The 12,672-nt window shown below is 70.7% G+C and carries 8 protein-coding genes and 3 pseudogenes; 6 read left to right on the forward strand and 5 right to left on the reverse strand.

The features are described 5' to 3' along the window. Positions 1 to 507 precede the first annotated feature (507 nt). The 3 genes from P1P70_RS04785 to P1P70_RS04795 all read left to right on the forward strand — a co-directional run bounded on the left by P1P70_RS04785 (position 508) and on the right by P1P70_RS04795 (position 5,098). Positions 508 to 1,542 carry a LacI family DNA-binding transcriptional regulator gene (locus P1P70_RS04785; protein WP_319234854.1) on the forward strand — a complete coding sequence of 345 codons (1,035 nt, stop codon included), beginning with the start codon at positions 508 to 510 and terminating at the stop codon, positions 1,540 to 1,542. Positions 1,543 to 1,949: 407 nt separating this feature from the next. Next, positions 1,950 to 2,234, forward strand: coding sequence for a hypothetical protein (locus P1P70_RS04790; protein ID WP_319234856.1), 285 nt, complete (start codon positions 1,950 to 1,952; stop codon positions 2,232 to 2,234). A 164-nt stretch (positions 2,235 to 2,398) separates the two neighbouring features. Continuing rightward, the gene (locus P1P70_RS04795) at positions 2,399 to 5,098 is read left to right on the forward strand and encodes an RICIN domain-containing protein (RefSeq protein WP_319234858.1); all 2,700 of its coding nucleotides are present in this window, start codon (positions 2,399 to 2,401) and stop codon (positions 5,096 to 5,098) included. A gap of 87 nt (positions 5,099 to 5,185) precedes the next feature. On the opposite strand, the gene P1P70_RS04800 is transcribed toward P1P70_RS04795, so the two are convergent. The 3 genes and pseudogenes from P1P70_RS04800 to P1P70_RS04810 form a co-directional block, all read right to left on the reverse strand. Further along, on the reverse strand, positions 5,186 to 5,611 hold the full coding sequence (locus P1P70_RS04800; RefSeq protein WP_319234870.1) for a hypothetical protein: 426 nt from the start codon (positions 5,609 to 5,611) through the stop codon (positions 5,186 to 5,188). A 222-nt stretch (positions 5,612 to 5,833) separates the two neighbouring features. Continuing rightward, positions 5,834 to 5,965 (reverse strand): annotated as a pseudogene (locus tag P1P70_RS04805) (hypothetical protein); the annotation flags it as partial. Positions 5,966 to 5,975: 10 nt separating this feature from the next. Then, positions 5,976 to 6,878, reverse strand: a pseudogene (locus P1P70_RS04810) (DNA cytosine methyltransferase); the annotation flags it as partial. Positions 6,879 to 7,011: 133 nt separating this feature from the next. On the opposite strand from P1P70_RS04810, the gene P1P70_RS04815 reads away from it, so the two are divergent. The 3 genes and pseudogenes from P1P70_RS04815 to P1P70_RS04825 form a co-directional block, all read left to right on the forward strand. Continuing rightward, positions 7,012 to 7,797, forward strand: coding sequence for a hypothetical protein (locus tag P1P70_RS04815; RefSeq protein ID WP_319234871.1), 786 nt, complete (start codon positions 7,012 to 7,014; stop codon positions 7,795 to 7,797). Further along, positions 7,734 to 10,217 (forward strand): NaeI family type II restriction endonuclease, encoded by a 2,484-nt coding sequence (locus tag P1P70_RS04820; RefSeq protein WP_319234869.1) that lies wholly within the window; start codon positions 7,734 to 7,736, stop codon positions 10,215 to 10,217. Before P1P70_RS04815 ends, P1P70_RS04820 begins: the two co-directional genes overlap by 64 nt. A 296-nt stretch (positions 10,218 to 10,513) precedes the next feature. After that, positions 10,514 to 11,224: pseudogene (locus P1P70_RS04825) on the forward strand (sensor histidine kinase); the annotation flags it as partial. A gap of 18 nt (positions 11,225 to 11,242) precedes the next feature. Here the strand turns inward: P1P70_RS04825 and P1P70_RS04830 are convergent. Further along, on the reverse strand, positions 11,243 to 12,079 hold the full coding sequence (locus P1P70_RS04830) for a peptidoglycan recognition family protein (RefSeq protein WP_319234860.1): 837 nt from the start codon (positions 12,077 to 12,079) through the stop codon (positions 11,243 to 11,245). 36 nt (positions 12,080 to 12,115) lie between these two features. Beyond that, a complete protein-coding gene (locus tag P1P70_RS04835) occupies positions 12,116 to 12,508 on the reverse strand; it encodes a peptidoglycan-binding domain-containing protein (RefSeq protein WP_319234861.1) in 393 nt (130 codons plus the stop codon). Positions 12,509 to 12,672: the final 164 nt, after the last annotated feature.

A 12,672-nucleotide genomic window follows, 5' to 3' on the forward strand; every position in this document is an offset into this window, starting at 1 on the left:
GCACATTGTGCACTGGGACGCACAGCGTCTTGAAGGCGGTGGGGTGACGAGGGCCTGATGCGTGGCAGACCGCTCACCCGTGGCGTAGTGCGTTTCCCCCTGAGGCCCGGCGCCCATGGGCCACGACACGGCGTCGGGCCCGAAGGCCGTGCCTGTCTGGACGTGACACGGCGTGTGGCCTCGGCCCGCGTGCCTGAGCACGCCCCAGTGCCGACGCGACGGCGTTCCGGCGGTGCGACAGGCGCCGCTGCCAGGGCCGCGGCGACGCCGGCACGGCACTCCGCGACGAAGCGTCCCGCCGGAGCCGGGGCGTGTTCGTGTCCACCGTGGAGCCGAGCCGCACGCCACCGCGTCACCTGTACGGTCCGAATTCCGTCGGCGGCCGACCATGGATATCCTCGGGTGGCGTCGGCTGCGGCTGGTGAGGGCTGCTGCGGATCGGCGGCGGCCCGTGCGGGCCGCTGTGGCTCGCCGGCGGCGTTCTCATGGTGCGGGAGGGAATGGCGCATGCCCCATCCAGCCAGACCGACTGTCACCCTGCGCGACGTGGCGGCGGCCGCCGGAGTGTCGGTCACGACCGCGTCACGAGTCCTGGGCGGCAGTTCCCGGACGGTCGCGCCCGAGTACGAGCAGCGGGTCCTCACCGCCGCGGCCGCGCTGCGCTACACCGCGGACGCCGCGGCCCGGGCGATGCGGCGCGCGAGCGACTCGATCGCGGTGGTCGCCGACGACCTCACGACCCCGTCGATGGGGATGGTCGTCGCGGCGATGGAACGGCAGGCGCGCGACGCCGGGGCGTTCGTGACCGTCTCGTCGACCCACGGCACCGCCGAGCGCCAGCTCGAAACCGTCCGGCTGCAGCGTGCGCTCCGGCCGCGGGCGCTCATCCTGACCTCCAGCCGCCTGGACGCGAACGCCCTGGGCGGGCGCCTGCTCGACGAACTGCTCGGCTACGAACGCGACGGGGGCCGGGTGGTGATCGTCGGTGACACCGACATGCCGTTCGACGCCATCGGCTTCGACAACCATGGCTCCGCGAAGGAACTGGCCACCCACATCGCCGAGTCGGGGCACCGGCACGTGACCATCCTTGCCGGCGTCCGCGGGCGCGGGAACGTCTCCGCCCGTACGGCGGGTTTCGTGGCCGGGCTGCGCGACGCCGGCCTCGAGGAACGGCACATCGACATCTCGCACGGTGCGGTGAGCCGCCAAGGGGGATTCGACGCGGCGCGGCGGCTGGTCGCCCGAGGGCTCGAGCCACCGCATGCGGTCCTGGCCGCCAACGACACCATCGCCATCGGCGCGATGTCCGCCTTCCGGGCCGCGGGGGTGTCGGTGCCGGCGGACGTCTCGGTGACCGGTTTCGACGACATCGAGCTCGCGATCGATGTGACGCCGCGGCTGACGACCGTGTCGTTGCCGCTGGCGGAGGCAGGCGCGGAGGCGGTCCGCCTCGCGCTCGCGGCTCGTGCGGAAGCCTCACGCCTGATGATGCGCGGGCAGCTCGTGGTGCGCGACAGCACGGCGGTCCACGCCCCCTGACCTGCCCCCGCTGTGGATACCGGCCGGTTCGTGCGGCGGGGCCGGGCCGTGCCACCGTGCGGCGAGGCCGGCCTGTACCGCGAGGCGAGCATCGGGGCACGTCGTCCGGAGCCGGGCCGGGCGCCGCCCGAGCGCGACGCCGTGTTCCCGCATCAGGACGGCGTACGGGAGGGCAGCCCGACGCGCTGCTCCGTGCGCGTGCCTGCCGGCGAGGACGCGGTGCGCGGTGCGCGGTGCGGTCAGCGTGGAGGGGGCCCGCCGGCGGGCCGTTCGTCTTCCGGTAGGTCGGCGGCGGCCATCACCCTCACGTCGCCGAGAGGTTCATCCGGATGGAAACCTTGACGGCTCGATCATCTCTGGACACACTGCGCGGAATACGTTTTCCCAGTGCCCGCCTTGAGGGGAGCATGAGGATCCTCAGCACACCTTGGCGGCGGTTCGGCAGCGCCGACGACGTGCCGTCCGAACGTGACGACACAACCGCCTTCGACCTCCCGCCGGCCCGGTGCGCGGGTCCGTCCTCCCTCGCCCCCTTTCCGGTCGTGGCGCCGCCTGCCCCGGGACGCATCGACCCGCACATGATCCGGCCGCCGGGCTGCGATGACACGGAGGCGTTCACCCCCGGGCTCTTCACCCCCGGGCTCACGGACGGCCGTCCGCTGCCGAAGCCGCCGCCCGAGCCCGGCCTCTGAGAGGGCGGGTCGGGCCCGGTCCACACCCGCGACGGCGCCACCCGTCGGTGCACCCGTCCCCCGGACCCGCACCACCCGCGCTCCGAGCCGTTACGTGATGTCTCGGCTGGAGGAGTCACTCCAGGAGCCGGTACCGCACGACCGCACACGACAAGAAGAGGACCATGACCACCTACCGAAGACTTGTGCCGAGGGCGACCGCCGCCGCACTGTGCGCGCTGGCCGTCGTGCTCGCCTCGATCGTGCTCATCCCCGCGCAGCGGGCTTACGCCGCGGGCAGCACGTACTACGTGAGCGAGACCGGGAGCGACAGCAACTCCGGGACCAGCACCAGCGCTCCCTGGCGCTCACTGAGCAAGGTGAACTCGACGACGTTCCAGCCCGGCGACACCATCCGCTTCGAGGCCGGTGACAGCTGGACCGGGCAGCTGTGGCCGAAGGGGTCAGGTGTCGACGGAGCCCCGATCAGCATCGACAGCTACGGGGCGGGCGCCAAGCCCAAGATCGCCGGCCAGGGCACCGTCGCCGACGCGGTGCGGCTGAACAACCAGCAGTACTGGGAGATCCGCAACCTCGACGTGTCGAACACGGTACCCACGGGGACGACAGACGGTTCGAAGCTCGGCGACTTCCGCGGCATCGGCGTGCACGGTGACAACGGCCAGACCCTGCGCCACTTCGTGATCGATTCGGTCGACGTGCACGACGTCACCGGCGAGGTCAAGTGGATCGGCGGCAGCAGTACCGGCAACAAGCCGGGCATCACCTTCGTACAGGGCTGGGACCGCTCGAAGAACACCGGCGGCATCGCCTTCCTCACCGGCGTCCAGGACATCACCGCGCCCGGCGCCCCCACGGTGCTCGACGGCATCACGGTGGAGAACTCCACCATCAAGAACACCTCGTTCGGCGGCATAGTCGTGAAGCAGTACGTCGGTGACGCACCCGGTGCCGTCGCGACGGGCTGGGGCAGGCGCGCCACGGCCAGCGACTCCAACTTCACCCCGCACACCAACGTCACGATCCGCGGCAACTACATCACGCAGGAGAACACCCCCTTCGGTTGCAACGGCGTCTACCTCACCAACGTCCGGGGTGGACTCGTCGAAGGCAACGTGATCGACCGGGTCGGCGTCTCCGGCGTCGAGACCTACATGGCCGACAGCGTCACCGTCCAGTACAACGAGATCATGGGCACCCGCCTCTCGTCGGGTGGTGCCGACCAGAACGGCATGGACCCCGACATCGGCACCACCAACCAGGTGTTCCAGTACAACTACCTCCACGACAACGGCGACGGCATCCTGCTCTGCGCGTGCAACTCCACGTACAAGTTCGGCAGCGTGGTGCTCCGCTACAACGTCATCACCGGCAGCACGCGGTGGAACATCCACATGTCGCAGCAGAGCGGCACGGTGGCGCAGATCTACAACAACGTCTTCGCCAACACCGATTCGTCGACCATGGTGACCGGCGGTGTCTCCGGCAAGGCGACGTTCACCAACAACCTGTTCATCTCCGGAAATTCCGCACCCGAGTTCAGGCAACAGTCGAGCATCGTCTACAAGAACAACGGGTACTCGTCCAACCTGACCACTCGGCCCGCGTCCGACGTGAACGCCGTGGTCGGCGCTCCGCAGTTCGTGAACGCCGCCGTCGCGGGGCCCTACGGCGACGAGAACGGCCCGAAACTCGGCACGGCGGCGAACTTCGCGCTCCAGGCCGGATCGGTGTTCGCCGACGCCGGTGCCGCCATCACCAACAACGGCGGCCTCGACCTCAACGGGACGCCGGTACCGACCGGAAGCGGTCCGGACATCGGCGCCTTCGAGCGCGGGGCGACGGACATCGCGTTCACGGACTCGTTCGACGGTCAGGCGACCGGCGCGCTCGCCGACGGTACGAACGGATGGCAGGTCGTCTCGACCAACAACCAGGTCGCCGTGGCGGAGACGCCTTCCGCCACCGACAAGAGCGTCCGGCTGAGCCGCACGATCGAGGGCGGCGGCACCGACGGGACCAACCTCGCCCGGGTCTTCGGCACCCCGCTGCAGGGCGTGGTGACGGTCGAGGCGCAGGTGATGCGCAACGACACGCAGGCGGGCTGGTTCGGGCTGCCCTACGTGTACGACTCCAGCGGCGCACCAGCCGTCAGCGTCGCGTTCGCGCGCGGCGAGATCCGCGCGTACGAGGGAAGCACGGCCCGAGTCATCGGGACGTACGCCTCCGGCCAGTGGTATCGGGTCACGCTCACCGTCGACACGGTGAACCAGCGCTTCGACCTGGACATCGACGGCCGGCGCGCGCTGAGCGACGCCGCGTTCCGCACCTCGATGCCGGGGATCGCGAAGGTCGCCTGGTACGCGAACGGCGGCGAGCGCGGGTCGGTGCACGTCGACGACGTGCGGGTCCGGCGCGGTGCCGTCTTCGGCAACGACAGCCACCGCAGGCTCGTGGCGCGGCATTCGGACAAGTGCGCCGACGTGACCAGCGCTTCGGCCGCCAACGGCGCCCAGCTCATCCAGTACAGCTGCGACACCGGGCAGAACCAGCAGTGGCAGCTGCGCGATGCCGGCAGCGGATACGTCCAGCTCGTGGCCCGGCATTCGGGCAAGTGCGCCAGTGTGACCGGCGCTTCCACCGCCAACGGCGCCGAGCTCATCCAGTCCGACTGCGGCAACGGGCAGAACCAGCAGTGGCAGCTGCGCGATGCCGGCAGCGGACACGCCCAGCTCGTGGCCCGGCATTCGGGTAAGTGCGCCGACGTGGCCAGCGCTTCGGCCGCCAACGGTGCCCAGCTCATCCAGTACAGCTGCGGCACCGGGCAGAACCAGCAGTGGAGCGTCAGTACGCTGACCTCCTGAAAGAGGCGCACTCTGCCGGGCCGCATCGGCCCGGCAGAGTGCGTTGCCGTTCTGTGGCCTGCGATCCACTGGGGATTGCGGAGCGCTCTACTGGGATGGCTCGATTCCTCGTTGTGGGTGGTAGGGGCCTGTCCACTCGTACAGGCCACCGGCGATTTCGACCGCGTGACCGGCACTGATCGCTGCCTCCAGTTCTTTTTGAGGGATCGATGCCATGTGGTCCTGGAGGGCGCGGTAGGTCTCCGGGGTCGGCGCTCCGTCGCGGAGTTGCCCGATGGCGTCCCGGGCGGCCTGCTTTTCCCCATGGGTGAGCTGGGAGCGGATGACGACGACGGCCACGGAGTGCTCGTTGTCGATCACGCGCATTCTGCGGGCAACTTCCGGATAGTCCAGCTTCTCTCGCAGTGCCTCGATGACTTCTCCGGTGGCTCCGTCGGGATCTGTGGAGGAGCGTCCGGCCTGGATCTCGCGCTGCGGCAGCCCGGTCTGCGAAACGTCCGTGCCGCGAGACAACCAGCCACCTGGCCGTGGCACGCGCAGTGATGGACACGCCGAGCACAACTTACGCCAGCGGGATCGGCTGGCCTGTGCCGTGGCTGCACTCGGGGGCGGTGCTGTGGGAGTGGTGATGAGGTACGTGGTGTGCCTCACCTTCACGGGGGTGTGCGTCCGGGGTCCGGTGCCGTGGGCGAGGGTCTCGGCGAGGTCGGCCAGCAGCGAGCTGGGGGTATAGGGGGATGCCGTGACGTTCCCGGTTGGGCGGTCGATGCTGAGGCCGGCCCAGAGGGTCCAGGTGACGAGCGTGCTGTTCGGCTGCTGGGCGGCGAAAGCGTCGAACTGGATGCCAGCGTCCCCGGACGGGGTCATCCAGCGGATGCAGCGGGGGCACGGCGTTGCCGATCTGGGAGAACTGCTGGCCTTTGTTGCTCTGCCAGGGGTAGTCGGCGGGGAAGGTCTGGAGGATGCCGGCTTCGCGGGCGGTGATCCGGATCGGCTCCGGCGCGGCCTGGGCCTCGTCCTCTGGCCGCGTGCCGATGGGCTCGGCGATCCAGGTGCACTCGTTCGCGCGGTGTCCGAAGAACAGCGTCCCGGCCGGCCTCTCGATTGATCTGACGGTGGCGTTGGCCTGGTTGTTGCTGCGCAGGGACCAGGACCAGCGGTGTGCCTCGGCGGTGAATGTGGGAGCCGGGGCGGTGGCCGAACGGTTTTCTCCGGGGCGCGTGGCCCAGCCCGTCCCTTCGTGCCGGGAGGCCAGGACGATCTCCGCGCCGACGCGGGGTGCCCAGGTGCCGCGATCTCGGGCGTCGGAGAGGGTCTTGCGTGAGCCCGAGGGGAAGGGTTCTGGGCCGCCTCCTGGTCCGCCGCCGGCGCACACGGTGGGGACGGGGCGGTCGGTGGCGCCCCAGCCGAGGGCTTCGGCCATGGACACCCAGCGGGTGCGGCCCGGCCCGAACAGTGAATCGGGCTCGGCGACTTGGGCGTGCGTGGTGCGCGGGAGGATTTCCAGGCGGGTGCCGGCCAGGCGGTCGGCCAGCTGCGCGGTGTGGGTAGCGGGGATGTGCTGGTCGTCCGCGCCGGCCATCAGCAGCAGCCGCTCGCCGAGGTGCTCCAGCACGGGCAGGTGGCGGGCCCGATAGCGGCGCAGGGACTGCCAGAGCGCTGCGAGATCGGCGGTGGGGGTGTGGCGTACGCCGTGGCGGCACGGCGGCGGTCTCGCCGGTCCGGCGCTGGGGCGGGGGGTGAGGGTGTAGCGGTGGGTGTCGGGCAGCAGGCGTCGCACCCGGTCCACGGCCGGGCATAACGCTCGCGCCGTGGGCGGTGGCCGACAGCAGCACCATGCCCCGGATCCGGGGCAGGAGTTGGCACGTCCTTGACCGGGCGGGCGGAGCGCCACCGCGACCGAGCTCGCCGAGTTGATCTGGTTGGCGGGGCACAGCGGCACACCTGCTCAAGCCACCCAGGCAGGCCCCGGTCAGCCGGAGCGCCGACCACCGGCATCCGCGCCCGCCGACCCACCGGAGCCGACAGTTCCCGGCGGCGACCCAGAACCGCCGCAGGCGCCCGGCTCCCCCGGCCTTCCGCTGCTGTACGAGTCCGACGCGCAGCTGTCGGACGCCGGCCTGCGCGCGTCCCTGCTCGCCCCACTGCCCCCCATGCTGGCCCACCCGCTGCTGCTCCAGCGGGCCCTGCGCCCGATGCGACGCCGGGTGCCTTCGCACGTGGAGAGCGAACTGGACGAGCGGAGTACCGCCTACCGGATCGCCCGTCAGGGAGCGTTGCGCGGCAGCTGGCTGCCCGTCCTCCGGGCGCGCCCGGAGCGCTGGCTCACCCTCCACCTCCTGTACGACGCGGGGCCCACGATGCCCATGTGGCGCCCGCTGCTGCGGGAGCTGCACCGCGCCATCGGCCAGTCAGGCGCCTTCCGAGGGATCCAGCTCCTGAAACTGACTCAAGACGGCCGGCTGCGCCAGTCGCCCGGCGGCCGACCGGCCACCCTCCCCCCGCGCGACGGCCGAGCCGTGACCCTCGTCCTCAGCGACTGCAGCGCCCCCCCCACTGGTACGCCGGGAACGAGGGGGCCGCGGAGTGGTACCGCGTGCTGGGCAGCTGGGCACGAACGACGTCGCTGGCGATCGTGCAGCCCTTCCCGGAACGGCTCTGGCGACGTACGGCCCTCCCTGTTTCCGCGGGGCTGCTGACGGCACGTGCACCGGCCTCCCCCAACTCCGCTCTCCGCTTCACTGCGTTCGACACGGTCGGCGAGGCGCCTGCCGGGCTGCCGCTGCCGGTACTGGAACTCTCCGCCCGCTGGTTCGCGCACTGGGCCGAACTCGTGGCGGGACCACCCGGCACCCAAGTGCCAGGCGTGGCAGCCATGCTGCTCAAGGATCCGTCGACGGTCTCAGTGGCCCTCGGACGGCCCGTCCCTCGTGCCCTCTCCCCACAGGAGCTGGTCCTCAACTTCCGCGCCCACGCCTCGCCACCGGCACTCCGGCTCGCCGCGCATCTGGCGGTGGGGGAGCCGAGTCTTGCCGTGATGCGGCTGGTGCAGGCGGCCACCGAAGCGAGGCCGGAGCCGCAGCACCTGGCCGAAGTGGTCCTCAGCGGCTTGCTCACGACTGCCCCTGGCAGCCCGGCCGCCGCAGGCCACTACGTGTTCCGTCCAGGGGTACGGGAGGTGCTGCTGCGCAGCCTGCCTCGCTCGACGGCAGCGCGAGTCGGTGCTGTCATCCAGCGCTACGCCGGGTCCCGGGCAGGGGAGGTGCCTGTCGCGGTGTCGGACGAGGACGGCGCGGAGGGAGGCCGCGCCTCAGGAGAACCGCTGGCTGTGGTTTCCGAGGAGACCGTACGGAAGCTTCGCGGTGGCCCGGCCGTGCCCGCCGACGAGTCGGACACGCTCGTCGAGGGGCGCTACCGGCTCACTCGGCGGCGGCATGACGGAACGACATCGAGTACCTGGCGGGCGACGGATGAGCTGCTGGGCAGGGAGGTCTCTCTCAAGCTCTTCGACGCGCTGAGGGCTGGCACGGCGTCGGGCGAGCAGCACTTCCTCGCCGACGCGGAGCGGCTGGCCGCACTCGACATCCAGGGATGGGCGCGTGTCAGCGGCTACGGGGTCCACGATGGTCGTCCGTACCTCGTGACGGACGCTGTCGACGGCGAGGATCTGGAGCAACTGCTGCAGGCCCGCGGCCCTCTGCCTCTGGCGATGATCACAGAAGTCGGCCGACAGACCGCGGGAGTGCTCGCCGAACTCCACAGGAACGGCCTGCTCCACCTGGACCTCAGCCCCTCCGCCCTCGTGCTGCGCCGTGACGGTCGGGTCCTTGTGACCGATCCAGGTCGCGGCCTCGAATACGCGCGGCGCATCGATCAGGTGAGGTATCCACGGCCCACCGACGATCTTTCCGGTTTCCTGCCTCCCCGCCTGTCGTCCAAGGTGCTCGACGCGAACGCCCCCGTCGTCGACCACCGCAGCGACCTGTACTCACTGGGGGCTCTGCTCTACGCCATGGCCACCGGCGTCTCGCCCGTCGTGGGCGCGCAGGCCCCACTGCCCTCGGGCTTCCCTCCCGACGTCGAAGCGTTGGTCACGGACCTTATGGCGATCGACCCAGAGGACCGGCCGGCCGACGCGGGCGAGGTGCTGGACCGGCTGAGGAGTCCGGGTGCGTACGACGAGGAACTCCTCCGGGCCTACCGCGCAGTGCGGAATGTGGACCCGAACGGCGCACGCATGGGGCGAGTCCTGCGGGACGCCTTCGACGAGGTGTTGAACGGCGGGGTGACGGGCCGTTACGACATGAAGAGCCTCACGAAGACGGAGAAGACGCATATCGGGAGTCTGGTGGACATGGCGATCCAGCGCGAGTTCCGCTTCGAGGACGGTCGGGAGATGGACTTCCGCATCGCTGGCGTTGATGTCGACTGCCGGTTCAGCCTCGTATTCGGCGGCTGGGTGTTCCCTCGCGAGACGCTGGGCCACCTCTGCCTCCTGGTCTGGGCGAACGACTACCAGAGCCGGTGGAGCGCTGGCCTGGTGCGCGTCAACGAGGAGTGGCTCAATGCCGCGATCAACCGAGACCTGAAGGCCACGCTCAAGGCCGAGCGCCGCGACAAGATCCTCTGGCTCTGGCGCGACTTCGAGCTCGCGGAGAACGTCCTCCTGCACATGTCCGACGCCGACCGCGAGGCGGTTTTCCTCCCCCAGGCCGGCCAGACTCGGCTCAACGAGCTCTTCCGGCGCCTCCAGGGGCGCCGGATCGGACGCAACGCCGTCCACACCGTGGCGCAGCAGCGGGACTACATGAAGCGCATCCGCGGAAACGGCGGATCCCGCTCAGCGCTTCGGGACGAGGGAATCGTCATCCTGGGCGACTACGAGGCACACCGGCACATCGCCCGGCAACTCGGCCTCCCCGTCCCCCGGGAAGGAGAGTTCGTCAGCGCGCGGTTGGTACCGGTTGCGCCTGGGGCTGGCAAGCCTGTCGCGGAGATGGATGGCGGGCTGTGGTCTCTGGCTTCCCCGGAAGACCCTGAGCATCCCGCGCCGATGCTTCCCTCACATTTGCCGACGGAGGCAAGCAGTGAGCATGGGGATGGACCCCGCCGGGGGTAATGGGGGCCTCGTCGGCTCACAGCTGGCCAGGGAGTGGGCGGACCGGTTGGCACCACTGGCGTGGGGACCAGTTGGGGACCACACGGTGCCCACGACCCTGAACAGCACGCGCGGGAACGCACGTCCTGCACCCTAGTTCTGCCTGATATGTGCAGGTACTTCCCGCGGCCCTCACTCCTGGGGGTCAAAGGGTCGCAGGTTCAAATCCTGTCGTCCCGACTCGAGAGAGTCGCAGGTGGAGGGGCTGTATCGGAGCGATCCGATACAGCCCCTTTCACGTGTCGCGCGGCGGCTTTCACGTGTCGCGCGACAGCCGGGCCCGGGCGCGGGCCCGTACGAGCGCTCCCCTGGCCATCTCCAAGGCGCTGCTCGACGTGGCCCGCACCGATCCGAACCACGACACCGGCGAACTCGTCGCACGCCTGCACACCGTCACCACCCGGGCGATCGACCTCACCGAGGCACTGCTCCTGGTCAGCCGCACCGAGCGGCAGTCCTTCACCCGGGAAGCCGTCGACGTCTCCCTCATGGCCGAAGAAGCCACCGAGACCCTCCTCCCGCTGACGGAGCAGCACGGAGTAACCATCGAGACCGGTGGGGACATCGCGCCCACGAGGGGATCGCGGGCGCTCCTGCTGCAGCTGACCATGAACCTCGTGCACAACGCGATCGTCCACAACCTGCCCGAGCGGGGCGCCGTGTGGGTGCGTACCGCAGTGAAGGGCGGCGACGTGAACGGCGGCGACCGCCCGACGACCGTGGCGCTCACCGTCGAGAACACCGGCGAGCGGCTGACCGCCGAGCTGGCGTCGACCCTCGCCGAGCCGTTCCGCCGCGGCACCGAACGCGTGCACACCGATCACGCCGGCGCCGGCGCCGGCCTCGGCCTGGCCATCGTCAAGACCGTCGCCCACGCACATGACGGGACCCTCACCGTCACGCCGCGCTCCGTCGGCGGGATCAGCGTCACCGTGGAACTGCCCGCCGTGTGCCCGCCGCGCGCCTGAGGCGAACGCCGGCCCGCGTCACGCCATCAGGGCCGCCACGTCCGCGCGGATCGCCGGTAGTTGGGAGTGCAGTACGCCGCCGGGGCAGTCGGTGGCCGCCCAGTCACGGTGGCCGGAGATGGCGTGGCCGTCCCAGATGGCGCCGTTGACCGGGTTGACGTAGACCACCTTCTCCTGAAGGGGGTTGATGGAGTGCCGGGTGGCGAGTTCCGCCAGCAGCTGGACGAGCGCGCCGCGCGCGGCGGAGGTGGGCGCGGCGGCGGTGAACGTCCCCAGCAGGGCGATGCCGACGTTCCCGGTGTTGTACGTGCCGATGTGCGCGCCGGTGACCAGCCGTCCCGCCGCGTTGTGTGCGGGGTCCCCGTCGGTGCCGGACCAGCGTCCTTCGTAGACCCGTCCGGCCGCGTCGATCAGGTAGTGGTAACCGATGTCGCCCCAGCGCTGGCCGACGGTCTGGTCGCGGTAGATCGTGCGGACCCGGGCCGCGGGGTTGGCCTCGCCGTTCGCGCTGCCGGTGTGGTGCACGGACAGGGTCTGCACCGGGTGGTAGTCGGGCGGCCAGGTCTCGCTGCCGTCCGTGCCGAAGCGCAGGCTCTCGTCCGCGCCCCAGGCCTGCCGGGACACCAGGACGTAGGCGGCGGAGCGAGAGCCTGCGGAGCGGGAGCCGGCCGCGGTGGATCCCGCGGCCGTGGCCGGGTGGGAGACGGCTCCGGTCACGGTGACGGCGCCGAGGGCCCCGAGCAGTGTGCGCCTGGATAACGCGCCGGAGGAGAGAGACGAGCGGGAGGAGAGGGATGAGCGGGGGGAGAGGGAGGAGGCGGTGGAGTCGGACGGAGTCGTGTCTCTCGGGTGCATGGAGGTCCTTCCGGAGCGGCGGTGACCGAGGTGGGATCAGGGCAGGTCGAGGTGGCAGAGGTAGCCCGAGCTGTTCGCCCAGGAGCGGAGCAGCGGCCAGGTGACCGGGCCCACGGCTCCGTCGTCGTCGATTCCGGCGCACTGCTGGAAACGTACGGTCGCCAGACGTGTGTTCGGTCCGAACCTGCCGTCGACCGTCAGGTTGTCCCCCGACATCGAGAGGTTCAGGTAGCACTGCCCGAGCATGACGGCGGACGGGCTCGTCGTGTCGACGTCGCCCTCGTCGATCTCGGGAGGGGGCCAGCTCGTGTCCCAGTAGCCGGCGCAGTGGTCGGCGGCCGTCGGCGCGGCACTCGCGGCCGGGACACCGCCGATCCCCCCGGCCAGCACCATGGCCGTGGCGGCGACGACCACCCTGTTGCTTCTCATACAGGCGTCACTCCAGACGTCAGTACACGCATACGGAGTCGTTCCGGTGTGACTTGATGGTGTCGGTGGTGCGCGACGGCTGTCACGCTCGTTCGATCCTGCCGAAAACACGCAGGTGGGGGTGGGTGGAGGGCGAACAAAAGGAGGCTGCGGTTCCGTATCTC

The organism is Streptomyces sp. MB09-02B (genome assembly GCF_033794485.1).
In the GTDB taxonomy this organism is placed as follows: Bacteria; Actinomycetota; Actinomycetes; order Streptomycetales; family Streptomycetaceae; genus Streptomyces.